This is a genomic window from Bacillus sp. S3, from assembly GCF_005154805.1.
Classification (GTDB): domain Bacteria; phylum Bacillota; class Bacilli; order Bacillales; family Cytobacillaceae; genus Neobacillus.
Genome location: NZ_CP039727.1, coordinates 3,060,140 through 3,084,732, shown reverse-complemented (window position 1 = coordinate 3,084,732; position 24,593 = coordinate 3,060,140). Strand labels below are relative to the sequence as shown.

The following is a 24,593-nucleotide window of genomic DNA, read 5'->3' as shown; positions in this document are numbered from 1 at the left end:
ATTAATTAAATAATTTATGTAATTGGAGGAGCCTGTCACCAAGGGATTGCTATGTCCATTGGTTGATAGGCTCTTTTGTTTTCTCTCGAAAAGAGTCTGTTGGTAAAAAGCAGACTCTTTTTAATTTTCAAAAAGAAGGGTGATTGGATGGAATTAATTTTTGAATTAGCAGTTATTTTACTTGCCTCCAAAATTGCGGGAGACATAAGTGTAAAACTCGGTCAGCCCTCAGTTTTGGGGAAATTGCTAGTTGGAATCCTTTTAGGGCCGGCTATTTTAGGTATTATTGTAGAAACGAAAACATTGGAAGAATTAAGTCAAATTGGTGTCATCTTGTTAATGTTTATTGCCGGAATGGAAACGGATTTAGATGAATTTAAACGGTCAGGGAAGGCTTCTACATTTGTAGGATTCAGCGGGATAATTGTACCGTTGTTTGTTGGTTACCTTGCGGGAATTATCATGAATATGACCACATTTGAGGCCATTTTTTTAGGGTTATTGCTGTCAGCAACAAGTGTCAGTATCTCGGTTCAAGCCCTAAAAGAGCTGAATAAAATGCAGACAAAAGAAGGTACAACGATTTTAGGTGCAGCTGTTATTGACGATGTCGTTGTCATCATTGCCTTAGCGTTTTTAATGAGTATGGCCGGTGGGGATGTCAATTTAACCATGGTGATTGTGAAAAAGGTCCTCTTTTTCGGTGGAGCGATTTTAGCAGCATGGAAGGTCGTTCCTTGGGTGTTAAATAAGTTTGCTGGATTAAAAGTCACAGAATCGCTTCTTTCGGCAGCATTAATCATCTGCTTTATGTTTGCATATGTGGCAGAATTAACTGGTGTAGCGGCCATTATTGGAGCATACATTGCTGGGGTTGCAATAAGTCAAACGAAATTTAAGCATGAAATATTTGAAAAGGTAGAAACAATCGGCTACTCCATATTCGTACCTGTTTTCTTTACGTCAATTGGTGTGAAGGCAAGTTTCGATGGGATTGCACAACATTTTGGAATGATTATTGGACTTAGTATAATTGCCATCTTAACAAAATTAATTGGTGCCGCAGCCGGTGCTAAATTAGCGAGTTTTTCATGGGGAAGCTCATTGGGAATTGGGGCGGCAATGGTATCCAGGGGTGAGGTAGCATTAATTATTGCTACCATCGGCTTAGAAACGAAATTAATCAGCCAAGAGCTATTTTCTATTTTAGTCATTGTCGTTCTAGTTACTACCATTGTGACACCCCCAATGATGAAAGTCTTTTTTAAACAAAGCGATAAACAAAAACAAATGAAAATTACTGCATAATAAAAACGAAACAATCCAGCCCTTCAAAGGACTGGATTGTTTCCGTATTATGATACAGATTTTAGCGATTTTTGTTCAGGCTGCTTTCCAACATTTTTTAAACCAATGAAAAATCTAGTAGTAAAAATAATCGAGGCAGCAATAACAAAAATCCCGCAAATCGCTCCCACTTGGTCAGAACCTGTCCATTCGGGTAAATGTTCAGCCCACCGCCGTGGAGCACTTATCTTCCCGGCGTATAAAAACGAACCAGCAATACCGGCGAAGAAAAAGAAATAGATGGAAATGGCAATTTTATCAAGTCCAGTTTGCTTTTGGGTGCCTTCTTTTTTATTGAAATAATACATAAAACCAAAAATCATTGCGACCACACCCATTCCCATATAGGTATGGAAATGTCCTGGTACCCATTTCGTATTGTGCATCACGTGGTTCACGACAATGGTCGCATCTATAATGGCCGGGACCGCACCTGCTACCCAGCCGAACATCGCTAAAAACATCATACTGGAAGCGAAATCCCACTTTACAGCTGAGCGGAAGACAATCATTAACGCACCATATGCGGTAACCACCATTACCGGGAGTCCGTTTGCGTAGGAAAAAACTTGTCCGATAATCAACATCCATCTAGGCACGGCAAAATCCATGAGTAAATGGTGTGTATAAATCATCAATGTAAAAAGGGTTGAAAAGTTCCAGGCAATCAAAAAGGCTTTATTTGATTTCCATGGACGCCCTGTATACTCAGATAATATTTCATAGACGGCAATTACGGCCATATAAATCGTACAGTTTGCAAAAATATGGCCAAAAGCATAGGTTAAATGTTTTGCCAGCATTGGATCAAAAGTAAGATTAGGATTCATAATATTTAAAATCGATTGAACCAATGCAGTTGCACCAGCAAGAACACCAGTTGAATTGGCGATGATGACCATTGTGGTTGCAACCACTGCAGCAGGAGGCCCATATCCTTTTTTACCTCTAAAAATATAATCCCAGCCAAGTGATTTTCCTAACCCGCCATATTCTTTAATCAGTCGGGCAGCTATGTAAAAATACATAACAAGATAACCAACACCTAAAATGAGCAGGCCAAATAAAAACAATAATGCACCAGTTGTACCATAAATTTTTGCTGAGAACGATGGCAGCGGGTACAGGAATGTCCAGCCGTCCGAAAAATTAAAGCCAAAAATGGCAGTTAAAATCATTACTACACCAATCAAGGACAATGCAAGGTTAGTAAAAAAAATCTTATGATTCAAATGGATATACTTTGATAGGTAGTACCACATGATGGCACTTCCACCGAGAGCTGCAATCCCAATCATTCCGGTTCCATGAATCGTCATCACCTTATAAAACATCTGTGCGGGAATTTTAACGATATTCCCTTGATTCAAAAGCATAATTACCCCGAAAATCATCATTAATACCAAAACAACGGAGGTAACCATTAATGATAAAGCAACGCCTTTTTTGATTGAGTTCCGAGCTTTACTTTCCATATTATTTACCTCCTTTTGGTTTAACAACAATGTCTTTGATCATCACATGGTGACCAGCGCTGCAATATTCCAAACAAAGAATTTTATATGTGCCTGGTTTGTCAAATGTGATCGTAACTGTGTTTGTATAATCGGGCATTGCCTGTGTCTGAGCGATGAGCTCCATTTTAGTGTCATAAAGACCAAATCCATGGGTTACATCTTTACTTGTGACGCGAAACTGAACCGGCTCCCCAACCGTAAAGTTTTCATTACTTAATTGCCAAGAAAACTGAATTCCCGTAACATCAACAATTTTGCCATCCTCTTTAGCAAGTGCATGCTGGTTATGATATGGAAGTTTACTTAATGAAATGGCTGAAGCAAACCCCATGATAGCAAGTAAGCCAAGGAAATAAAACTTGCGAATTTTGTAACCCTTTTCTTGAATCGGTCCATACTCTCTTAATTTCCGTGATTCCCCATACACGAATGAAAAAGCAAGTGCAATGAGGAAAACGAAAAACAAGGTAGCGTACCACGCGATAGATTGGTACATATTTTCCCCTCCCATTATATGAATCTCAGCACAAGCGGTCCCCCAACCACTTATCTGATTTCATTTCTCATTGTAAACTGCTTTTTGTGAAAAAATAGTGAATTATATCATACTTTTGCTAGTAATCTGTTAAAAAAGAAAAAGACCCCCATGATTTGTAAGGGAAGTTCGAATCATTTTGTAACCAAACAAAAATTCTATGGAGGTTAGACGATGGGAACCATATTAATTGATATTGACAAATTACTCGAAAGTACCTCAGAGCTAACATCTGAGAAAAACAGTCATAAAATGAACCTTGTTGAAATTGATCAATTACTAGAGAAAACCCGGGATTGGTGATGCAGATCACGTTATACCTTCATTCCTAAGTTTACATACAGCCCTAAATGCCTTCTACTCAAAGTAGATGGCATTTTTTTTTGACATATTATGTCGCTTTAAAGCAAAAAAATATTTTTGCGATTTCTATTGCTTTTGGTCGAAAAAAATACTAGAATAATTTCTAATATATTAAATTTTTAGAAAATATTTAGGGGGATGTAAACGAATGAGGAAAAAAGTTAAGGCACTGTCCATTGCATTGGCGGGAATGCTGTTGCTAGCCGGCTGCGGCAGTAAAGAATCTGCTGGAGACCCGGAAAAAGGGGAAGCGGATAAGGAGTTCAAGATAGGTATTAGTCAGTTTGCGCCTCATCCTTCTTTAGACGCTGCAACAGAAGGATTTAAAAAGGCTTTAAAGGATAAAGGGGTTAAGGTTTCATTCGATGAGCAAAATGCTCAGGCAGACCAGAACAATGTTCAAACCATCGCTAAGAATTTTGTCGGTGATAAGGTAGATTTGATTTTCGCTAATGCTACACCAAGTGCAACAGCTGCGCTAAATGCGACAAAGGATATTCCAATTGTCTTTACATCTGTTACAGACCCTGTGGTAGCTGAATTGGTTGAAGCTTTAGATAAGCCGGGGAAAAATATAACTGGAACAACTGACAATCATCCAGAAGCAACGAAAACAACCATCCATTTTATTACCGATGAAGTAAAAGCAAAAAATATCGGAGTGATTTATAACTCCGGTGAACCGAATTCAGAAGTGCAAGTAAAAGAAGTAAAGAAGTTAGTTGAAGAGAAGGGCGCAAAACTCGTCGAGGTTTCTGTTGCCAATACTTCTGAAGTGAAACAGGCTGCTGAATCCTTAGTCGGCCGTGTCGATGCCATCTACATTCCGACAGATAACACGGTGGTAACTGCACTAGATTCCGTGATTGCAGTAGCCAACAGCAAAAAAATTCCTCTTTTTGTAGGCGAGCTTGATTCCATGAAAAAAGGCGCAGTGGCGGCTAGCGGCTTCAGTTATTACGACCTTGGCTACCAATCTGGCTTAATGGCAGTTGACATTTTAACAGGAAAGAAAAAGCCTTCTGAGATTCCAGTTGAGCTTCCAAGCAGTCTGAAACTAGTAATAAATAAAGCAGCTGCTGAAGCACAAGGCCTTCAGGTGAAAGAGGAATGGAGTAAACTCGGTGAGTTTTATGATGGAAAATAATAGTTGAAATTTCTCAAGGAGGAAGCCTTTTCGAAGGTTAACTCCTTGATTCGTTCATATGAATATATTAGGGCTAAGTGCATGTTTTTCTTAGGTCTAAAGAATTAGAGAAAGGATGAACTCAATGTTTACAGCCATATTTGGATCTTTTGAGGCAGGCATCATCTATGCGATTATGGCACTGGGCGTCTATCTCTCCTTTCGTATTCTGGATTTCCCAGATTTAACGGTGGATGGGAGTTTTGTAACTGGAGCTGCTCTTTCTGCGGTATTGATTGTGAATGGTGTTAACCCATTTATCGCTACGATTGCAGCTTTATTTGCCGGCTTTGCAGCGGGATGTATCACAGGGCTTTTGCATACTTTTGGAAAAATTAATAACTTACTTTCAGGAATTTTAATGATGATTGCGCTTTATTCAATTAATCTAAGAATCATGGGACGCGCAAATATTCCTTTATTAAATACAGATACAGCCTTTACAAAAATTAGTGATTTCTTTGAAAAAACGGGAATTGACTCATTTTTCAATAACTTTCTGGCGGTGGTTGGTCTAGGCGACAGCCTGCCGGAAACATGGGGCATTCTTATTTTTATGATTATTGTTACCTTTATGATTAAATTTCTTACTGATTGGTTTTTACAAACAGAACTTGGTCTTGCTGTAAGAGCAACAGGTGATAATAAGCGAATGATTCGCAGCCTATCTGCCAATACCAACCTTCTAGTCGTCCTTGGCCTTGGTTTATCCAATGCGTTGGTAGCTTTCTCAGGTGCACTGATTGCTCAACAAGGCGGTTTTGCCGATGTTGGCATGGGAATTGGAATGATTGTCATTGGGTTAGCTTCTGTCATTATTGGTGAAGCTTTATTTGGCACTAAAACGATTGCCAGAACGACACTTGCAGTTGTTGGTGGTGCGATAATATACAGAATTGTTATTACTTTAGCACTGCGTGTTGATTTCTTGGACCCAGGTGACATGAAACTTATTACTGCTCTAATTGTTATTATCGCACTTACAGCTCCTAAGATAATTGACAGTTCTAGAGAGAAAAAGCGGAAGGCGCGCAGAAAATCTGAAAGAATGAATATCATCAATGCTTCCGCTGGGGCGAAGGGGGATCAGCATGCTGCAATTAAATCAGATTCATAAGATTTTTAATGAGGGAACGCCGGATGAAAAAATCGCTATCGATCATGTGAACCTGTCGCTTAAGCCAGGGGATTTTGTTACAGTAATTGGAAGTAACGGTGCGGGGAAATCAACCTTAATGAATATCATTTCCGGTGTATTAATTCCTGATGTAGGGGAAGTTCAAATCGGGGGAAAGAACATTACCAATATGACGGAGTTTAACCGTTCAAAAATGATTGGACGTGTCTTTCAAGATCCAATGGCTGGAACGGCTCCTAGTATGACGATTGAAGAAAATCTAGCGATGGCCTACTCAAGAAATAAAACGAGAACATTAAGAAGGGGAGTGACGAAAAAGAGGCGGGAATATTTCAGGGAGGTATTGGAATCGCTGCACTTGGGTTTAGAAAACCGCTTAAGTGCAAAAGTCGGCTTGCTCTCGGGTGGGGAGCGTCAAGCCCTTTCATTGTTAATGGCTACTTTCACGGAACCATCCATCCTGCTTCTTGATGAACATACGGCAGCACTTGATCCTTCCCGGGCTGAGTTAATTACAAACCTAACAAAGGAAATAGTGGATAAATACAATCTTACGACATTAATGGTTACCCATAATATGCAGCAAGCTATTGACCTTGGAAATCGATTAATCATGATGGATAAAGGGCAAATAATTTTCGAGGTGAATGAGAATGAAAAGAGAAACCTCACAATTGAAAGCCTGTTGAGTGAATTTAAAAGAATTCGTGGTGTTCAAATGGCGAGCGACCGAGCCATTCTTTCGCAGTAGGAAAAAATTTTTTTACAAAATAAGACATTGTTCGTAATCAATAAAAACTTTAATAACATATAATTAGTGGAAACATGCATCGTATAGGCATGTTTCTCTTTTTTTCTTCAGGCAATACAAGACAATCTTTAACACCAAAAAGCGTTATTGCTTTACATCCCGCCCTTGAGAAGACAACACCTTCTCATCTAGAATTAATTCTGAATATTATTACTTTTACTTTAATGGGGGTTTCTAGATGAAAGAAAATAGGGTAAGAGCAGAGCAGCTTGCAGATGACTTTTTTCCGGTGCGGGATGTAGATTATATTGAGATTTACACAGGCAATGCCAAGCAGGCATGTCACTTCTTTTGTACGGCTTATGGGTTTCAACCTGTCGCCTACTCGGGCCTCGAAACTGGTAATCGTGAAACCGCTTCCTATTGCTTGCAGCAACGAAATATCCGTCTGGTTCTAACTGGTTCATATACAGAAGACGGCAGGGTTGCTCAGTTTGTTAAAAAACACGGTGATGGTGTCAAAGACGTTGCCCTCTTGGTTGATGATGTGGAGAAAGCTTTTGAAGAAGCGGTAAACAGGGGAGCAATTGCCCTTACAGCTCCATTTGACATGGAGGATGATAACGGTGTTGTCAAGAAAGCCGTTCTTGGTACATACGGCGATACCATCCATACGTTAATTGAACGGAAAAATTATCAAGGAGCGTTTTTGCCCGGATATGAATCCTATACATCAACATTGCCTTTTGAGGATGCAGGACTAATTGGAATTGACCACGTCGTTGGCAATGTCGAGCGGATGGAGGAGTGGGTTGAATATTACTCTAAGGTCATGGGATTTAAGGAAATGAAACATTTCTCTGATAAAGATATCACGACTGAATATTCTGCTCTTATGTCAAAGGTGATGCATAATGGCGGCCGGATTAAGTTCCCAATCAATGAACCCGCTGAAGGTAAGCGGAAGTCACAAATCCAAGAATATCTGGAATTTTACAATGGCCCTGGTGTACAGCATTTAGCGATTTTAACAGAGGACATTGTGTCTACTGTAGCCACTTTGAAGAAGAATGGGGTGGAGTTTCTTAAAACGCCAGGTACTTACTATGAGTCATTAGGTGAACGGATCGGTAAAATAGATGAAGAAATTGAAAAGCTGCGCGAATTGGATATTTTGGTAGACCGTGATGATGAAGGATATTTATTGCAAATTTTCACAAAACCAATCGTTGACCGTCCAACATTATTTATCGAGATCATTCAGCGTAAAGGTGCCCGTGGGTTTGGTGAAGGGAACTTTAAGGCATTATTTGAATCTATAGAACGAGAGCAGGAAAGACGCGGAAACCTATAGAATATAAACAAATAATTAAAGGGGCTCACAATACGGAAAAAGGGTGAGGTTGTTGAAATTTGTTACCTTTGAGAAAAAAGATGGATCAATCAGTGCAGGATGGTTAGTAGATGATGAGCATGTAGTGGATATGCACGATGCATCTGATGGGAGCCTCCCTAATAACCTACTAGATTTTCTCGAAAAGTCTGAAGAAAATAGACAGAAAGCTGCTAGTCTTTTTCCATTAACAAGCGGGCAAAGAGGAATTTACCGTTTAAGTGAAATTCAATTAAAAGCACCGCTCCCCGTACCTAGAAGCTTCCGTGATTTTTATGCCTTCGAGCAACATGTGAAAACGGCAAGGGAAAACCGCGGACTCGAAATGATTCCGGAGTGGTATGAAATCCCTGTTTTTTATTTTTCGAATCACCTGGCCATAAAGGGGCCCGGTGAAGCTATTGTTAAACCAAAAGAGTGTCTGTGGCTTGATTATGAGTTGGAAATTGCCTGCGTTATTGGGAAAGAAGGCCGGGATATCCCTGAGGAAGCGGCAGATGACTATATATTTGGCTTTTGCATATTAAACGACTGGAGCGCAAGAGACCTACAAAAGGAAGAAATGAAGGTGGGTCTAGGGCCTGCTAAGGGAAAGGATTTTTCAACCTCCATTGGGCCGTGGATAGTAACAAAAGATGAACTAGAATCATTAAAAGAAGGAAATGGCTTTGATCTATCCATGAAAGCCTGGGTGAATGGGAAACTGCTATCAGAAGGGAATCTAAAGGACATATATTTTTCATTTGGAGAAATGATTGCAAGGGCATCAAAAAGCGTTACACTTTATCCGGGTGAAATCATCGGTTCTGGAACTGTCGGCACGGGATGCATTCTTGAGCTGGGTGAGCACGTTCATCGCTGGCTTGAACCGGGAGATCAGGTAGAATTGGAGATCGATCATTTAGGCAGATTGAAGAATACCATTATTGATGGAATAGAGGTGAAGTGATGTATTACCGCCAAATGGGTGAGGTTCCACATAAGCGACATACGATGTTTAAAAAAGACGATGGCAGCCTTTTTCGGGAGCAGGTAATGGGAACGCGCGGGTTTTCCGGAACACAATCCATCTTGTATCATCATTATATGCCAACAGAGGTTGTGAAATCGGAAGGGGCAGGCAATTATTTGCCCGAATACGAAGTGGAACAGTCGTTAAAGCACCGGCATTTTTTAACCAGTAAAGTGGTAAAGCAAGGTAACGCGCTGAAGGCTCGAACTTATTTAGTTGGAAATCAGGATTTACTCATTGGAACAGCATATGTGACGGCACCAATGGAAAGCTTTTACCGGAATGGCGATGGGGATGAAATGCTTTTTATTCATCATGGAACGGGGCAGCTTGAGACCATGTTTGGCACGATTTCCTACCGTCCGGGTGATTACTTGATTATCCCGATTGGAACCATATTTCGGGTGCTTCCGAATGAAAATGAAACGACGAAAATGCTTTTTGTTGAATCCTTTAGCCAAATTACGACCCCAAGGCGCTACCGTAACGAATATGGGCAGCTCTTAGAGCACAGTCCATTTTGTGAGCGTGATATTCGCGGACCAGAAACCCTGGTGACGTTCGACGTTAAAGGAGAATTTGAGGTATTGACGAAATCAAGAGGCAAGATTTCCTCACATATTCTTGGTCACCATCCGTTTGATGTGGTTGGCTGGGATGGATATTTGTATCCGTGGGCCTTTAACATCGAGGATTTCGAACCGATTACCGGAAGGGTGCATCAGCCGCCGCCAGTCCATCAAACCTTCGAAGGAAATCATTTTGTTGTTTGCTCCTTTGTTCCAAGATTATATGATTATCATCCAGAGTCCATCCCTGCGCCTTACTATCACAGCAACGTAAATAGTGATGAACTGCTATATTATGTGGCAGGTAATTTTATGAGCCGTAAAGGGGTGCGGGAGGGCTCAATTACACTTCATCCGGGCGGAATACCACACGGGCCGCATCCAGGAAAAACAGAAGCAAGTATTGGGAAAAAAGAAACACTTGAACTGGCCGTGATGATTGACACCTTTCACCCTTTGAAAATAGTAAAATCTTCGCAGGATTTTGAAGATCCCGCCTATATGTATTCTTGGTTTGAGAAGAAGGAATGATAAAATGTAAAAGAACAATCCAACGACATCGTTGGGTTGTTTTTTTTCAACTAAGACATAAAAAGTGGTATTGTAAAAGTAGAAATAGTAAGAAACGGAATGGGGTGTACCCATGGAGCTGGAACAGGTGCTGATAAAAGTTAAAAGTCATACACCAACAATTCTGGGTAGTGAAAAGTTTTCAAAGTATGCAGTGATGGTGCCTTTGCTGCAAAAGGAGGATGGGATTCATATCTTGTTTGAGGTTCGTTCCCTTGAATTAAGAAGGCAGCCGGGAGAGATTTGTTTTCCAGGAGGAAGAATGGATCCACAGGATTTGGATGAGATGGATACAGCCATCCGTGAGACGGCAGAGGAATTAGGAATAAACAAAGACCAAGTTACAAATGTTTATCCTTTAGATTATATGATTTCCCCCTTTGGGATGATTCTTTATCCATATGTGGGATACATTGACAAAGCAGAAGAAATACAGCCAAATCCTACGGAAGTGGGAGAGGTTTTTACAGTTCCATTGTCTTTTTTCATAAACCATGATCCTGAGATCTATCGTGTTCACTTTAAAGCAGAGCCGGAGAGGGGGTTTCCGTTTGATTTAATCCCCGGTGGTGAAAACTACAATTGGCGGGCTAGAGGTGTGGAGGAATATTTTTACCGCTACGACAACCGATCCATTTGGGGATTGACAGCAAGGATTCTAGCGCATTTTATTGAAATCATTCGTTAATGTTTTCAAAATAATACCCTATACCACTAAATGTCCTCGTAAAAAAAACAAATGTACATACAGGATGGAAAAAAACTCTTGAATATTTTCGAAATTGTAATAAAATTAGGGTTATATTTTTAAAAGAGTAGGGGATGTAGGGATGAAGGTCGCAAAATTTGGCGGATCCTCTTTAGCATCCGGAAAACAGCTTGAGAAGGTATTTCAGATCGTTGTATCTGATCCTGAAAGAAAAGTTGTCGTCGTATCAGCTCCGGGGAAGAGGTTTCAAGAAGATATCAAGGTAACAGATTTATTGATTGAATGTGCTGAACAATGTTTGCAAAATCAAGATCCTAAAGAAACGCTTGAGGCTGTCTTGGAAAGATATGCAGCAATTGCAGAGGAATGTCATCTTCCGGATGGAGTGATAGAGGAAATTTATAATGATTTAGCAGGAAGATTGGCAAGTGATAAAAGTAAACCGGATCGATTTATTGATTTACTTAAGGCAAGCGGTGAAGATAATAACGCAAAATTAGTCGCTGCGTATTTCCGCGAGCGGGGGGTCGAAGCAACATATGTTGATCCTAAAGAGGCTGGACTACTCGTCAGTGCTGAGCCGGGAAATGCTCAAGCATTACCGGAAGCATATGACCGTCTATTTTCATTGCGCGAGTGCTCAGGGATTATAATATTCCCGGGATTTTTTGGCTATAGCGAAGAGGGCGAGGTGTACACATTTTCACGAAGCGGTTCCGATATAACCGGTTCCATACTTGCTAATGCACTTAGGGTGAATCTTTATGAAAATTTTACGGATGTGGATGCAGTATATTCCGTCAATCCTTCTATTGTGAAAAAGCCAAAGGAAATTAAGGAATTAACCTACCGTGAAATGCGGGAGCTTTCGTATGCGGGATTTAGCGTGTTACATGACGAAGCGCTTGTACCGGCATTTAGGGCGGGAATTCCTGTCCAAATTAAGAATACTAACAACCCTGCTGCTCCAGGGACAAGGATTGTGTACGAGCGGGACAATACCAATGGCCCAGTAATTGGGATAGCCAGCGATGAAGGATTTTGCAGTATATACGTCAGCAAGTACCTCATGAATAGGGAAATCGGCTTTGGACGCAAGCTGTTAGGGATCTTAGAAGATTTTGGCCTCTCTTATGAACATACCCCATCAGGAATTGATGATGTGTCGGTGATATTAAGAGAAAATCAGCTTGATGAGAAAATAGAGGCAGAAATTACTCAGCGGATTAAGACAGAATTGCATGCTGATGAGGTGAAAATCGAACATAGTTTGGCCCTTATTATGGTGGTCGGAGAAGGCATGCGTCATAATGTTGGTACAATGGCTAGAGCATCAAAGGCATTGGCAAAGGCTCGTGTGAATATCGAAATGATCAACCAAGGATCCTCCGAGGTCAGTATGATGTTCGGCGTAAAAGAAGTGGACGAAAAAAGAGCGGTTCAAGCAATCTACGATGAGTTTTTTGCAGCAGTAACAGTTTAACTAAGAAAAGCGAAGTACACTGCTGCTAGGGCGCTGGAGCTGGACATTTCTCAAAGTCGAAACTTATTTATTTATATATTCTTAAAAAGGTACGTCAACTATGGCGTACCTTCCCTTATTTCCCCTTATTTAATTTTATCTTCGTGCGAATTCCTGACCAAACAGCAATCACAAGACCCCCGACGGTATCAGCAACTAAATCTGTCATAGTGTCTGTATTCCCTCCGCCTTGTAAGGTCATGCCCAAAAATTGGTCACAGCTGAATTCATAGACCTCCCAAAGAACGCCTCCAAGTGCTGCGAACGAAAGGGTGAACCAGAAAACAAACCATGGCGAAATCGCATCTCCGGCATTTCTATGAATCAACCTTTCATATAAAGCAATTCCTGAAAAGGCAAGAATGGCCCCGCTGACGAGATGCATAAAGGTATCCCACCAGCCAAGCCCATACCAGCCTCGTATCGAACCGAGATACTGTGAACCGACTAAAAAAATTAAATATGAAATGACAATGGGCAAATTAAATTGCAGCTTCGTAAAAAGTGCCAACAGAAGCGGGATGGCACCACATACGATCCCACCAAGAGCCACTGTTGCTTTAAAGGAAACACCATTTTTAAAGTAATAGGCTGCTAAAATTGCCATGAAGATGACATATAATGCACTAAATAGGATTACAAGCTTACGATTCATACCTTTCACCTCCCTTATACCTTCTGTTTTCGAATTAGGGAATAAACTGCGATAATAAGCCCGCCGGCAACACCACATAGTAAATCATACATGGTATCGGTATTTCCTCCTCTTTGCATCGTACGGGTAAAAGTTAGATCCCCGACAAATTCATATATTTCCCATAATACACTAGCCAAGACGGCGAGTGAGAGAGTGAATAGGAAAAGAATCCAAGCTGAGACATTGCGGAGTACTTTTAAAGGGATCATTTGTTTATAAAGGCTTATACCGACAATTCCGATGAATATTCCTTTATAAAAGTGAAGGGTAGAGTCCCACCACTTGTGGTGCAAATAAAAGCTTGCGATGGAACCTAAATATAACGAACAGAATAAAAAAAGATAATACCCTAAAATAATGGGAATGTTAAATGGATTCTGTTTCATCCGGAGCAGGACAAGTGGTAAACCACTTGCAAGGATACCACCCAACGCTACCTGCCATCGGGAAGCATCCCCTTTAATTAGATAATAAATGACTAAAACGGCCATAAACAATATAAAAATTCCGCTTAATATAATGATTACTTTTCCTTTCATTACTTTTCACCTCATTTCAACGGACTCAATTACAATTATGTCCAAAACTGTCCAAATATAATGGTGTCACACCTTGAGCTCGCAAACTTGTGCTAAAAGCGGTATAGTGAATAGTATAGGCATCCATTTTTAAGTTTAGTGGAGGGTTCCAATGCAAAAGGCACAAATACCAACTTACGAGCGAATTGCCATCGATTTGGCAAATAGAATTTACGATGGGAAGTTTAAAATTGGAGAAAAGATTCATGGAAGATCTACTTTGGCAAGTGAATACAAAGTATCCCCTGAAACTGTTCGACGTGCGATCAAGATTTTGGAAGATGTCGAGATTGTTCATTCAACAAAAGGCAGCGGGATTGTCATCTCTTCCCGTGAAAATGCCTATAAATATATTCATCGTTTTTCAAATTTGGCAAGTATAAAGGAATTAGAGAAGCAGATAAATACACTCATTTCCGAGCGGGACAAGCTTGACGAACAGCTTTTTGATACGGTTAGAAAAATCATGGACTACTCAGGGAAGCTGCGTCACACAAATCCATTAGCGCCTATTGAAGTTGAAATATTTCCTGGCTGTATACATATTGGCAAAACCATCTCGGAAACGAAGTTCTGGCAAAATACCGGAGGGACAGTGATCGGTATGAAGAGGAAAGGTGAATTAATTATTTCACCGGGCCCATACGCCTTAATATTAGAAGGCGATGTTTTATTGATTATTGGTGATGATAAAACCAATGACAGGGTTCTCCATTTTTTAGAAGAGTAAAACACAAAGAAGCCGGCTTTAACAAATCCGGCTTCTTCCCATTTAATCTAATAATCCTTCTTTTTTTAAAAATTCTTTTGCAACCTTTGCAGGGGACTGCTTCAGGCTGTCAACTTTATAGTTAAGCTGGCGCATTTTTTCATCGCTGAGCTTACCAGCCAGGGAATTTATTGCTTTTTCCAATTCAGGATGAGCTTGTAAAGTTTCTTCTTTAATAATAGGAACGGCATAGTATGGCGGGAAGAAATTTTGATCATCCTTTAACACCTTTAATTGAAAAGCTTCCAGCAAACCATCTGTAGAAAAGGCATCGATGACATCACTTTTATGATTTTTAAGTGCAGTATAGCGCAAGCCGCCATCCACCGCTTTCACATCCTTAAAAGCCATGTTATAAGTTTTTTCAAGTCCGCTTAAACCATCTTCTCGGTTGGAGAATTCAATTGTCGGCCCCACTATTAAATTTCCACTCACTTTAGCTAGATCTGAGACGGTACTCAACCCATATTCTTTTGCTGTATCCTGACGTATAGCGAGAGCATAGGTGTTATTAAATCCAATTGGTTTTAATAATTCAATCCCATATTTTTGCTTAAATTCCTTTTGCACATAATCATAAACCTTATCTGGGTCACTTTCGGGAGGCTGCTTTAAGATATTAACCAACCCTGTTCCGGTATATTCTACATAGAGGTCAATGTCGCCGTTATTTATAGCGCTAAAAGCGACTTGGGTACCACCAAGGTTGAGTTTTCTTTCTACTTGAAGATCCGTTTTGTTTTCTATTAAATCGGCAAGCATGTTTCCTAAAATCATCGATTCACTAAAATTCTTTGAACCAATGACAATTTTATCTTCGGCATTGGCGATTGAATACATCTTTAAACTTCCTGCGGCAATGATAATGATTGAAGCAAAGGCAATCATCCATCGTTTTACTTTTTTTCCTGATTTCGAGGGAGTTTTTCGCTTGCTTGTATAGGAAAGGGAAGTTTCAAGTTTGCCAACCACAAAGTCAATTAATAGAGCTAAAATACAAGCTGGAATCGCCCCTGCCAAAATCATATGGTTATCGACCGTTTGTACACCTGAGAATACGAGGTATCCAAGTCCGCCTGCACCGACGAAAGCAGCAATGGTCATTAAACCAACAGCGGTAACCGCTGAAATTCTGATACCCGCCATAATCATCGGAAAGGCTAATGGGAGCTGAACCTTTCTCATCGTTTGACTCTTAGTTAGACCGATGCCTTTGGCGGCTTCCAGAATGTCTCCATCAATATTTGTCAAGCCAGTATAGGTATTCTTCACGATAGGAAGCAGGGAATAAAGGACGACCATAACAATTGCAGGTGAACTGCCAATTCCAATGAATGGAATGAGGAATCCAAGTAAAGCCAAGCTTGGTACCGCCTGAATAACGTTCGTTGTTCCGATAATCGGTTTTGACAGCTTTGGTTCATTTGAAATCAAGATGCCAAGCGGAATCCCGATGACAATCGCAATCAATACAGAAACGATACTTAAATAAAGATGTTCACCTAATAAATTTACGATTTGCTGGTAATTTGCTGTGAGATAGTTCCAAAAAGCACCCATTAAAACGCCACCTCCAAGTCAATTAGTTGGCTGCTTAATGCCGATAAAATACTGCTTCGTGTAATAAGTCCTGTCAACTGCTTTGCATTATTGACAACAGGAAGATAACCAATTTTATGCTCATTCATCATGGCTAACACGGAGATTAAATTGGCATCCTGTGGAACAGATAAAACATTTTGTTCCATGATCATTTCGATAGAAGTATTCCGATTCAGCAATTGAATGCTTTTTAACGTGACCAGCCCTTTAAGGACATTCTGTTTATCCGTAACCATCAAACTGTCAACCTTATGATCCTTCATGATCTCAATTGCCTGCAAGACATTCCGCATTGCCGTAATCTTTACGGGATTCGGAATCATGATATCCTCAGCCAGTAATAATTCAGGGTTGTTCCAAACCCTTCTTTTCCCTATAAAGCCTTCGACAAAATCATTCGCCGGATTTTTGAGTATATTTTCAGGTGTGTCATATTGGAGAATATCACCATCTTTTAAAATACAAATCTTGTCTGCTATTTTAATAGCTTCGTCCATGTCATGAGTGACAAAAATAATCGTCTTATTTAATTCCTTTTGCATTTGGAATAACTCATCTTGAAGTGAACTTCTTGTTACAGGGTCTAGTGCACTGAAGGGTTCATCCATTAAGATAATATCGGAGTCCGTGGAAAAAGCTCTTGCAACACCCACTCGCTGCTGCTGTCCGCCGCTTAATTCTTTTGGAAATCGGTGTAAATATTCTTTAGGGTCTAACCCAACCAATTCAAGCAATTCTTTTGTCTTTTTCTCAATTAGTGCTGGTTCTTCTCCCTTAAGTTTTGGAATTAATTCTAAGTTTTCTTTAATTGACATATGTGGAAACAATCCAGTGTTTTGAATCACGTAGCCAATATTTCTCCGCAGCTCAATCGGGTTCATAGTGGAGATATCTGTTCCATCGACAAATATTTTTCCCGATGTTGGTTGTATTAGTTTATTAATCATCTTAAGCAAAGTTGTTTTTCCGCAGCCGCTAGGCCCGATAAAAACAACTAACTGACCAGCATCTATATTTAACGAGAACGGATTTATGATGGCCTTTGTTCGATATTTTTTAACAATGTCTTTAAATTCTATCAATGTCATTCCCCCTGACTAAAGTTTAATCTTGTTAGTAACAACTTTATGGTAACATATAAGTTGTTGGTTTGTCGAATTTATTTAGAAAATCGCCGCTGTACAAAACTTTCCAAACTTTAATACTTTAAGTAAAATAAGGTGAGAAAAATGTAAGAGGGTGTTGGTGTGAAAACGATCTTAATTGTGGATGATGATGAATATATTCGCAGTCTTGTGAAAGGTTTATTAATGAAGGAAGGCTATAGGGTTACTGCTGCGGAACACGGGAAAGAAGCTCTTGATATGTTACAAACGGAGTTATGTGATTTAGCAATCGTGGATATTATGATGCCTTTTATGGACGGCTATCAGTTAACAGCTGAAATTCGTAAATTGTACGATCTGCCAATTATTTTATTAACGGCTAAAAGCCAGATTGAAGATAAAGAAAAGGGGTTTGAATCAGGGACGGATGATTATTTAATCAAACCTTTCGAGCCTAAGGAATTAATTTTTCGCGTAAATGCTCTGTTAAGAAGATATGGAAACGCTGGCGGTGCCAATATCAATTTAGGGTCGCTGTACATAAACAAAAAAGGCTACGAGGTGAAAATAAACAGCAAAACCTTTATGCTGCCTTTAAAAGAATTTGAACTTTTATCTTTTCTGGCAGCACATCCTAACCAAGTATTCAGCCGCGGACATCTTATTGAAAAAATCTGGGGCCATGATTTTGAAGGGGATGAACGGACGGTGGATGTTCATATTAAACGGTTGCGCGAACGGTTTGCAAGTATTGCAGAGGATTTCACGATTAAAACAATTAGAGGAGTGGGCTATTCCTTGGAGGTTATTTAATAATGAAAATGAAATCTCTATACAGCAAATTCGCTTTCATAACTATTATGATTATGGTCTTTAGCGGTCTTATTTCATTTATTCTCTCTAACTCTTATTATCAGGTGAAATTAAAAGAGCAAAATGATGAGAAAATAACTAATTTTGCTTTTGAAATCGCCGACTTTGCCAGTAAACATCCCCTAATAAGCTTAGAGGACTATCTTGATCATATAGGTGCAATTGGTTATCAAATTCTATTGATCAGCCAAGAAGGGGACAAGCAGTATTTTGGCTCTTCCTTCAGGGTAAAAGATTTGCCCATAATCATTTCCAATAATGTTTTGCATGGTGAAGTGTACCACGGTGTCAGGCAGTTTCCGCATAAAACATTTGTTACCGGCTTTTTTGCTAATGAATTAAAAAACTCTGTCGGGGTTCCCTTATCCTATCAGGATAAAAACTACGCCTTATTCATCAGACCCGATATTAAGCTTATGTTTAATGAGATGCATGTTCTTTTCGGCTGGCTGCTTATTATTTCTATTTTGTTAAGTATTCTCTTGGTTCTAATCGGTACAAAATACTTGGTACAGCCAATTAGAGAGTTGAACCTGGCAACCAAGGAAATTGCAGATGGTAATTTTTCAATTATGCTGGATATTGATCGGAATGATGAACTCGGTCATTTAGCGGCCAACTTTATGACGATGGCACAAAAATTAGCGAAAGTCGATATACTGCGCAAAGAATTAATCTCCAATATTACCCACGATATTCAATCACCGCTAACCAATATTAAAGGGTATTTAAATTTGCTTGAAAGCAATGGAAAAAGTGATCAGGAAAAGCAGCAGTATATTGATGTTGTACACGCTGAGGTTAATCGCTTATCCAATATGACGAAACAGTTGTTGCTGCTCTCCTCCATAGAAAGTAAAAAGGATTTAATGGAAGTGAGCACTATAGATGTAGCAGGGCAATTAAAAAGTGTAATCCACCAATACCAATGGAGGGTCATAGATAAAGGAATTATGATGAGTTATTCTCTTCCAGATGCTTCGGTTAAAGGGGATGCCTCTTTGCTCTATTCTGTTTGGGAAAACCTGTTGACGAATGCAATTAAATATAATAGTGAAAATGGAACGATTGATATTGAAGTATTTGATACTGAATCACAAGTAGAGGTAATAATAAAGGATACTGGGATTGGATTAACTGAAAACGAAAAGGAAAGAATCTTTGACCGTTTTTACCGAGCGGATTCTTCAAGGGCGCGTTCAGTTGAAGGCACAGGGCTTGGGTTATCTATTGTCAAATCAATTATTGATATGCATCATGGGGAAATTAATTTAACAAGTCAAAAAGGAAAAGGTACTACTATTATCGTAAATCTCCCTAAAACGTAAAGTGCTGTTCATCTTCCGTTCATATTCGCAGCGTATTCTATTTACGAAATGAAACAAGGAGGATGTATGTCAGTGGTTAAATATAGTAATGTATTATTAAAAACAGCAGCAATCTTCGGCTTAATTGGAGCAGGACTTGGAGGACATATGGCCGGTTCCGGTTCCTATACACTCCGCCCAATTCATGCACATATTTTAGTTGTCGGCTGGCTGACATTATTTGCATGGGCCGTTTATTATCGGGTTTTTCAACCGAAAAGTCGAATTTTGGCGGGGCTTCATGTTTATTCGGCCATCATTGGTTCTATTGGTTTGACCGGGGGAATGGCGTTATATAACTTAAAACCAGATTTTCTTCCAGAATCAGTTGAGACCCCATTTTACATAGGCGGAGGGGCGATTCTTCTACTAAGCTTTGTTTTTTTCTGCCTATTAACATTTATCCAAGGGAAAAAAGATGAATAGATAAGCCAACCGCCCTTCCGGTTGGCTTATCTATTCAATTTATTATAGAGAAAGTGGCTGCTTTAATGAACGGTCCTTCATCGCTTCATGATATTCCAAAGTAAGATTGTTAATTATTTGTTTTACAGGGAGTATTTCTTTTATTTCACCGACTCTGGCACCAGCGAAAACCAGCCCATTTTCAACATCTCCATTAACTGAGGTTACCAGTGAGTCAAGGGTACAAAAACGGTAAGAACAATTTTTTAAGCAATCATGGCATTTAGCAATTTTCAATTTATCGGGGCCGCTAATTAACCTAGTAAAGTTATTCTTAATCGCCCTCCCATTTAAGCCAACGGTCGTTTTAACCAGTACTAAATCTTCTTTTTGGGCATCAACGTATTTTTGTTTAAATGCGAATGGTGCATCACACTCCTCACTAGCAACAAAACGTGTCCCCATTTGAACTCCGGATGCCCCCATCGCAATGGCTTTAGCAATATCGTCTCCTGTCAATATTCCTCCGGCTGCAATAACAGGAATCGAAACCGCCTCGACAACTTCTGGAAGAATTGCGAACATCGGCCGGTCTGTACCAAGATGCCCGCCGGCTTCAAAGCCTTCCACTACAACTGCTGCAGCACCAAGCCGTTCGGAAATCCTTGCTAATTTAGCAGACGAAACGATAGAGATGACGGGAATTCCAGCTTGTTTCCCCCATGAGTACATATCTCTTGAGATTCCGGCACCAGATATGATGAAATCAACCTTTTCTTCGATGGCAGCCTTCATTTTTTCAGCAAAATCATTCATCGCAAATAAAACATTTACACCAATATATCCTGCGTTTTTGATTCGAGCCTTTGCCTGTCTAATATGAAATCGCATATCTTCAACTGAAATACCCGTTCCAGAAATAATCCCGATTCCCCCGGCGTTTGCTACTGCTGAAGCAAGTTTACTTAATGAGATGCCAACGCCCATCCCGCCTTGCATAATTGGAACTTTTGGGATCATATGGCCAATTTTTAATTGTGGAAAGTTCAAAATATAACCTCTTTTCAATTGAATTCTAGAAACTTCTCATGAATCTTACCATATAGTTAATCATCTGTATGTGATTTTTGTTACCAGGTCATAATGGCAGGTTTTAGCAACTTGTATAATTTCTAGTCGAAAAAGTCGATTTAATCTTTCATATAATATATATTTAGTGAATAGATACTAACGGGTTACTTAGTCTTCTTTATACACTGTATAAGAATATTATTCAAAACCAAACTATACGTTAGGAATATGATTGGATGGTGTGAGGTATGGTAAAACTTTTTACAGACATGGATTTAGATGGTCTTGGATGCGGTTTGATTGCAAAAATGGCCTTCGGGGAAAAGGCCAATGTCTTCTATTGTTCTTATCGAAATTTAAATCAAAGGGTTGAATCGTATATTAAAAATCCGGCGAATAATAAAGAAGAAGTCTATATTACCGACCTAGCAGTAAATGAATTAGTTGAAAAAAAACTGCAGGATCGGTTTAAGCAGGGGAAACATATTCAGATGATTGATCATCATGTAACGGCAATGCATTTTAATGATTATCAATGGGGCAGGGTAACACCGGAGTACCCAAATGGTAAAAAAACATGTGCAACTTCATTATTTTATGATTTTCTCATTGAGCAAGGTAAAATGGAGCGAAATATAGCGCTTGAGGAATTTATTGATTTAGTCCGTCAATATGATACATGGGAATGGGATGAAAATAATAATGTAACAGCCAAGCGATTAAACGATTTATTTTACATAATGAATAGAGAACAATTCGAAGAAGAAATGCTGAAAAGGTTGACGGAAAATCCGGATTCGTTTCAATTAACGGAAACAGAAAATATGATTCTTGATATTGAAGATCAAAAAATTAACCGCTATATCCATTCAAAAAGCAGACAGACAGTACAAACTTTTGTGGATCATTATTGCGTTGGGGTTGTCCACGCTGAACAGTATTTATCTGAACTTGGCAACGCACTAAATAATATTTATCCCCATCTGGATATGATTGTTCTATTGAATGTAAGTGGAAAGAAAATGGGTTTTCGTACGATTCATGATGAAGTGAATGTAGCGGAATTTGCGCAAAGGTATGGGGGCGGGGGGCATCCTAAAGCATCTGGCGCGGATATGTCAAAAGAGGCGTTTGACACCTTTATTGCCGATGTTTTTGAACTGAATCCGCTTAAACCGGATACAGACCGGAATGAATTTAATGTGAAAGAAATGGCATTTGGTACAAGCTATCAAAACCATATGGGAGAAAGTTCGTTCGTACTGCCTGCAGGAAATGGCGGATATGATCTTATCCATAATGGGGAAAGATTTGAACAACGATTTCCTTCCTACTCAGAAGCAGAACGTTTCCTAAAAAGAAATTATGGTTCTTGGCTACGGCAGGATCAGGAATTTTTACAAAAGATTTCAGTTGGATTAAAGATTTCACTAGAGGAATTGAAGGAAAATTATGATGAAATCATTAGTAATCACTTCGTTGATATAGTGACAATATAAACAATAAGGGCTTGGAGGATTCCAGGCTCTTTATTTATTTTCTTCAACAAGACCATTCATTCCAAAAATTTAGGGTGGTAAATTTTTCATAGGTAAATGGTATTGCTATTGTGGAATTGTAATTTTAATGCAATAGAAAGTAATTTTAAATACATAAGGATGTAATGTTTTTAGGTTAAAATAATAATACAGATATTTATCTCATCAATTATTGTTAGTCTTAAAAATATATTTAAATATCTTTTTAAGAAAAATAATCAGCGGGGTGATAGAATGGCTGTTACTTCAAAAAGGAGTAAATATTTCGATAATGCAAAATTCATTTTGATTTTTCTCGTTGTGTTCGGGCATTTAATAAGTCCGTTAAAAGAACAGGATGGAATACTTTTCACATTATATACGGTAATTTTTTTATTCCATATGCCTGCCTTTATCTTCATCTCTGGATATTTTGCGAAAGGGTTTAGAAAGAAAGGGTATATAACCAAGACAATAAAAAGAATACTAATCCCTTATTTTATCTTTCAAATTATTTATTCCATTTTTTATTTCTTAATCGGGAAGGAAGAGCGATTAACCTTCGATTTTTTGCATCCTCATTGGACACTATGGTTTTTATTAAGTTTCTTTTTTTGGATTCTGCTGTTATTTGTTTTTGCAAGACTCAGCTGGATTGGTTTTGCTTTAGCTCTTGTATTAGGAATTGTCATTGGATATGTGGACAATGTGGGCAGCTTTTTAAGCTTATCAAGAACATTTGTCTTCTTTCCATATTTTTTATTGGGTTATTTACTTAATGGAAATCAGCTAAAACAAGTGGTTAGGGGAAAATATTCGCTTCCAGCCGGTATGGTCATCATGATTGCGACAATGTTATTCTTTGGATCGAGCTTTCCAAAAGATGCAGTTCCATGGCTGTTAGGTGATACTTCCTATGAGAATATGGGCGGAGTGGATTGGTTTGATGGGTTCATACGGGCATTCCAATATGGGGTTACTTTAATCGTAGTATTTGGATTTTTAGCTTTGATTCCATCAACTCAATATAAGTTGACCAAAATAGGGGAAAGGACACTGTATGTCTATTTATTCCATGGTTTTATTATTAAATTGCTTCAAGCTGTTTTGCCGGATGAAAGTTTACCATTCATTTCAGGGAATTACCTGTTACTGATCGTTCTTTCCTTTATTATCTGTATCACCTTGGGAAGTTATGTTATTAAAAAATATACCCGGCCGCTGGTTGAGCTCGAGGTTTAAGAAGCCGAACGTACTGTTACGTTCGGCTTTTCTTATTCTTCCATATTGGCGACATTTCTGTCTACATATGGTAAGATTATACTAAGATCTTCCATCCGTTTTTGAAGGATTTATTCCTCCAAGGTTGTGAAGATTTCATTTTTTATTTAGGAGGAGTTCATATGAATCAATTAATGAAGTGCGGCAGGAAGTTTGACCCTAGTTTGGAGGCTATCTATTATGAACCATAGTAACTTGTCACGCGAATTTTATTTGCAGCAATTAAGATATATAGATGAAAATATCAAGGAATTAACCCATCTTTATTTATCTTCAACGCCCATCCAAGAAAGGATTAAACACTTTTTTAACCTGTATGTCTTAGAAGTTGAGGATTTATTGTCAAAGAACAGCAAAAAGGGTTTCGTTACATTATTTCCAAAGGTTCTTATCGGAACAAAGGTGACAGTACTTTACGATGAGGACAATGAAACAGAAGAATTTGTCATTTGTCTGCCTGAACAGTCAGATCCAGATAAAGGGTTTATTTCCTTTTTATCTCCGGTTGGCAGGCAACTGCTACTCAGGTCACTAGGTGAGCAGATTTCCCTTAAGATTCCTACAGGAGATCTGCCGTTAACAGTCAAAGATATTTCATATGTTGGTGACCTATTTGGGATGGAAAATCATTATAAAGAAGCTTGATTATCCGCGTGCTGATGGTTGTTTTAAGTCGATACAACAAATAGACCGACCATACACTATGGCCGGTCTT

Annotated in this window: 24 protein-coding genes; 17 read left to right on the top strand and 7 right to left on the bottom strand. The window is 39.1% G+C overall.

The features are described 5' to 3' along the window. Positions 1-147 precede the first annotated feature (147 nt). Positions 148-1,308 (top strand): cation:proton antiporter, encoded by a 1,161-nt coding sequence (locus FAY30_RS14780; protein ID WP_149870583.1) that lies wholly within the window; start codon positions 148-150, stop codon positions 1,306-1,308. 47 nt (positions 1,309-1,355) lie between these two features. On the opposite strand, the gene FAY30_RS14775 is transcribed toward FAY30_RS14780, so the two are convergent. Together FAY30_RS14775 and FAY30_RS14770 are read right to left on the bottom strand one after the other, a co-directional pair. Further along, positions 1,356-2,822: a cbb3-type cytochrome c oxidase subunit I gene (locus FAY30_RS14775; RefSeq protein ID WP_149870582.1), complete on the bottom strand. Its 1,467-nt coding sequence runs from the start codon at positions 2,820-2,822 to the stop codon at positions 1,356-1,358. A 1-nt stretch (position 2,823) separates the two neighbouring features. Further along, positions 2,824-3,360, bottom strand: coding sequence for a cupredoxin domain-containing protein (locus FAY30_RS14770; protein WP_149870581.1), 537 nt, complete (start codon positions 3,358-3,360; stop codon positions 2,824-2,826). A gap of 213 nt (positions 3,361-3,573) precedes the next feature. Here FAY30_RS14770 and FAY30_RS27865 point away from each other — a divergent pair, with 213 nt between their 5' ends. The 9 genes from FAY30_RS27865 to FAY30_RS14730 all read left to right on the top strand — a co-directional run bounded on the left by FAY30_RS27865 (position 3,574) and on the right by FAY30_RS14730 (position 12,573). Further along, positions 3,574-3,702: a hypothetical protein gene (locus tag FAY30_RS27865; protein ID WP_263315200.1), complete on the top strand. Its 129-nt coding sequence runs from the start codon at positions 3,574-3,576 to the stop codon at positions 3,700-3,702. Positions 3,703-3,910: 208 nt separating this feature from the next. Continuing rightward, positions 3,911-4,909 carry an ABC transporter substrate-binding protein gene (locus FAY30_RS14765; RefSeq protein WP_149870580.1) on the top strand — a complete coding sequence of 333 codons (999 nt, stop codon included), beginning with the start codon at positions 3,911-3,913 and terminating at the stop codon, positions 4,907-4,909. Between the two features lie 124 nt (positions 4,910-5,033). Next, on the top strand, positions 5,034-6,065 hold the full coding sequence (locus tag FAY30_RS14760; RefSeq protein WP_149872727.1) for an ABC transporter permease: 1,032 nt from the start codon (positions 5,034-5,036) through the stop codon (positions 6,063-6,065). Beyond that, entirely contained in the window at positions 6,040-6,837 is a 798-nt protein-coding gene (locus FAY30_RS14755; protein WP_149870579.1) for an ABC transporter ATP-binding protein, read from the top strand. The genes FAY30_RS14760 and FAY30_RS14755 overlap by 26 nt, the downstream gene beginning before the upstream one ends. Positions 6,838-7,075: 238 nt before the next feature. Next, entirely contained in the window at positions 7,076-8,191 is a 1,116-nt protein-coding gene (gene hppD, locus FAY30_RS14750) for a 4-hydroxyphenylpyruvate dioxygenase (RefSeq protein WP_149870578.1), read from the top strand. A 52-nt stretch (positions 8,192-8,243) separates the two neighbouring features. Next, positions 8,244-9,179 (top strand): fumarylacetoacetate hydrolase family protein, encoded by a 936-nt coding sequence (locus FAY30_RS14745; protein WP_149870577.1) that lies wholly within the window; start codon positions 8,244-8,246, stop codon positions 9,177-9,179. Continuing rightward, the gene (locus FAY30_RS14740; protein WP_149870576.1) at positions 9,179-10,342 is read left to right on the top strand and encodes a homogentisate 1,2-dioxygenase; all 1,164 of its coding nucleotides are present in this window, start codon (positions 9,179-9,181) and stop codon (positions 10,340-10,342) included. The genes FAY30_RS14745 and FAY30_RS14740 overlap by 1 nt, the downstream gene beginning before the upstream one ends. Positions 10,343-10,454: 112 nt before the next feature. Continuing rightward, positions 10,455-11,069, top strand: coding sequence for an NUDIX hydrolase (locus FAY30_RS14735; protein WP_149870575.1), 615 nt, complete (start codon positions 10,455-10,457; stop codon positions 11,067-11,069). Positions 11,070-11,211: 142 nt separating this feature from the next. Further along, positions 11,212-12,573, top strand: coding sequence for an aspartate kinase (locus FAY30_RS14730; protein ID WP_149870574.1), 1,362 nt, complete (start codon positions 11,212-11,214; stop codon positions 12,571-12,573). A gap of 115 nt (positions 12,574-12,688) precedes the next feature. Here the strand turns inward: FAY30_RS14730 and FAY30_RS14725 are convergent, their stop codons facing one another. Both FAY30_RS14725 and FAY30_RS14720 read right to left on the bottom strand, forming a co-directional pair. After that, the gene (locus FAY30_RS14725; RefSeq protein ID WP_149870573.1) at positions 12,689-13,267 is read right to left on the bottom strand and encodes a DUF2238 domain-containing protein; all 579 of its coding nucleotides are present in this window, start codon (positions 13,265-13,267) and stop codon (positions 12,689-12,691) included. Between the two features lie 14 nt (positions 13,268-13,281). Further along, positions 13,282-13,848, bottom strand: a complete 567-nt coding sequence (locus tag FAY30_RS14720) for a DUF2238 domain-containing protein (RefSeq protein WP_149870572.1) — start codon at positions 13,846-13,848, stop codon at positions 13,282-13,284. 151 nt (positions 13,849-13,999) lie between these two features. Here FAY30_RS14720 and FAY30_RS14715 point away from each other — a divergent pair, with 151 nt between their 5' ends. Next, a complete protein-coding gene (locus tag FAY30_RS14715; RefSeq protein WP_149870571.1) occupies positions 14,000-14,617 on the top strand; it encodes a GntR family transcriptional regulator in 618 nt (205 codons plus the stop codon). Between the two features lie 42 nt (positions 14,618-14,659). Here FAY30_RS14715 and FAY30_RS14710 read toward each other — a convergent pair whose 3' ends face one another. Next, entirely contained in the window at positions 14,660-16,216 is a 1,557-nt protein-coding gene (locus FAY30_RS14710) for an ABC transporter permease/substrate-binding protein (RefSeq protein WP_149870570.1), read from the bottom strand. After that, a complete protein-coding gene (locus tag FAY30_RS14705; RefSeq protein ID WP_149870569.1) occupies positions 16,216-17,340 on the bottom strand; it encodes an ABC transporter ATP-binding protein in 1,125 nt (374 codons plus the stop codon). The genes FAY30_RS14710 and FAY30_RS14705 overlap by 1 nt, the downstream gene beginning before the upstream one ends. 165 nt (positions 17,341-17,505) lie before the next feature. On the opposite strand from FAY30_RS14705, the gene FAY30_RS14700 reads away from it, so the two are divergent. The 3 genes from FAY30_RS14700 (at position 17,506) to FAY30_RS14690 (ending at position 20,030) form a co-directional block, all read left to right on the top strand. After that, positions 17,506-18,177, top strand: coding sequence for a response regulator transcription factor (locus tag FAY30_RS14700; RefSeq protein WP_149870568.1), 672 nt, complete (start codon positions 17,506-17,508; stop codon positions 18,175-18,177). A gap of 2 nt (positions 18,178-18,179) precedes the next feature. Then, positions 18,180-19,565 (top strand): sensor histidine kinase, encoded by a 1,386-nt coding sequence (locus FAY30_RS14695; protein WP_317845664.1) that lies wholly within the window; start codon positions 18,180-18,182, stop codon positions 19,563-19,565. A gap of 66 nt (positions 19,566-19,631) precedes the next feature. Continuing rightward, positions 19,632-20,030: a hypothetical protein gene (locus FAY30_RS14690; RefSeq protein WP_190284658.1), complete on the top strand. Its 399-nt coding sequence runs from the start codon at positions 19,632-19,634 to the stop codon at positions 20,028-20,030. Positions 20,031-20,072: 42 nt separating this feature from the next. On the opposite strand, the gene FAY30_RS14685 is transcribed toward FAY30_RS14690, so the two are convergent. Beyond that, complete coding sequence (locus FAY30_RS14685) at positions 20,073-21,077, bottom strand: NAD(P)H-dependent flavin oxidoreductase (RefSeq protein ID WP_190284657.1); 1,005 nt, start codon at positions 21,075-21,077, stop codon at positions 20,073-20,075. Positions 21,078-21,328: 251 nt separating this feature from the next. Here FAY30_RS14685 and FAY30_RS14680 point away from each other — a divergent pair, with 251 nt between their 5' ends. From FAY30_RS14680 to FAY30_RS14670, 3 genes are all read left to right on the top strand, one after another. Next, entirely contained in the window at positions 21,329-22,579 is a 1,251-nt protein-coding gene (locus FAY30_RS14680; protein ID WP_149870566.1) for a DHH family phosphoesterase, read from the top strand. A 273-nt stretch (positions 22,580-22,852) separates the two neighbouring features. Further along, positions 22,853-23,839 carry an acyltransferase family protein gene (locus FAY30_RS14675; protein WP_149870565.1) on the top strand — a complete coding sequence of 329 codons (987 nt, stop codon included), beginning with the start codon at positions 22,853-22,855 and terminating at the stop codon, positions 23,837-23,839. 219 nt (positions 23,840-24,058) lie between these two features. Then, a complete protein-coding gene (locus FAY30_RS14670) occupies positions 24,059-24,523 on the top strand; it encodes a GreA/GreB family elongation factor (protein ID WP_149870564.1) in 465 nt (154 codons plus the stop codon). Positions 24,524-24,593 lie beyond the last annotated feature (70 nt).

What these genes read in the sequence shown, in the direction of transcription:
- FAY30_RS14695 (WP_317845664.1), top strand. Translation starts at nt 18,180, where the DNA reads ATGAAAATGAAATCTCTATACAGCAAATTCGCTTTCATAACTATTATG.
- FAY30_RS14765 (WP_149870580.1), top strand. Translation starts at nt 3,911, where the DNA reads ATGAGGAAAAAAGTTAAGGCACTGTCCATTGCATTGGCGGGAATGCTG.
- FAY30_RS14780 (WP_149870583.1), top strand. Translation starts at nt 148, where the DNA reads ATGGAATTAATTTTTGAATTAGCAGTTATTTTACTTGCCTCCAAAATT.
- FAY30_RS14675 (WP_149870565.1), top strand. Translation starts at nt 22,853, where the DNA reads ATGGCTGTTACTTCAAAAAGGAGTAAATATTTCGATAATGCAAAATTC.
- FAY30_RS14710 (WP_149870570.1), bottom strand. Translation starts at nt 16,216, where the DNA reads ATGGGTGCTTTTTGGAACTATCTCACAGCAAATTACCAGCAAATCGTA.
- FAY30_RS14760 (WP_149872727.1), top strand. Translation starts at nt 5,034, where the DNA reads ATGTTTACAGCCATATTTGGATCTTTTGAGGCAGGCATCATCTATGCG.
- FAY30_RS14740 (WP_149870576.1), top strand. Translation starts at nt 9,179, where the DNA reads ATGTATTACCGCCAAATGGGTGAGGTTCCACATAAGCGACATACGATG.
- FAY30_RS14720 (WP_149870572.1), bottom strand. Translation starts at nt 13,848, where the DNA reads ATGAAAGGAAAAGTAATCATTATATTAAGCGGAATTTTTATATTGTTT.
- FAY30_RS14715 (WP_149870571.1), top strand. Translation starts at nt 14,000, where the DNA reads ATGCAAAAGGCACAAATACCAACTTACGAGCGAATTGCCATCGATTTG.
- FAY30_RS27865 (WP_263315200.1), top strand. Translation starts at nt 3,574, where the DNA reads ATGGGAACCATATTAATTGATATTGACAAATTACTCGAAAGTACCTCA.
- hppD (WP_149870578.1), top strand. Translation starts at nt 7,076, where the DNA reads ATGAAAGAAAATAGGGTAAGAGCAGAGCAGCTTGCAGATGACTTTTTT.
- FAY30_RS14775 (WP_149870582.1), bottom strand. Translation starts at nt 2,822, where the DNA reads ATGGAAAGTAAAGCTCGGAACTCAATCAAAAAAGGCGTTGCTTTATCA.
- FAY30_RS14730 (WP_149870574.1), top strand. Translation starts at nt 11,212, where the DNA reads ATGAAGGTCGCAAAATTTGGCGGATCCTCTTTAGCATCCGGAAAACAG.
- FAY30_RS14770 (WP_149870581.1), bottom strand. Translation starts at nt 3,360, where the DNA reads ATGTACCAATCTATCGCGTGGTACGCTACCTTGTTTTTCGTTTTCCTC.
- FAY30_RS14690 (WP_190284658.1), top strand. Translation starts at nt 19,632, where the DNA reads ATGTCAGTGGTTAAATATAGTAATGTATTATTAAAAACAGCAGCAATC.
- FAY30_RS14755 (WP_149870579.1), top strand. Translation starts at nt 6,040, where the DNA reads ATGCTGCAATTAAATCAGATTCATAAGATTTTTAATGAGGGAACGCCG.
- FAY30_RS14725 (WP_149870573.1), bottom strand. Translation starts at nt 13,267, where the DNA reads ATGAATCGTAAGCTTGTAATCCTATTTAGTGCATTATATGTCATCTTC.
- FAY30_RS14670 (WP_149870564.1), top strand. Translation starts at nt 24,059, where the DNA reads ATGAACCATAGTAACTTGTCACGCGAATTTTATTTGCAGCAATTAAGA.
- FAY30_RS14680 (WP_149870566.1), top strand. Translation starts at nt 21,329, where the DNA reads ATGGTAAAACTTTTTACAGACATGGATTTAGATGGTCTTGGATGCGGT.
- FAY30_RS14735 (WP_149870575.1), top strand. Translation starts at nt 10,455, where the DNA reads ATGGAGCTGGAACAGGTGCTGATAAAAGTTAAAAGTCATACACCAACA.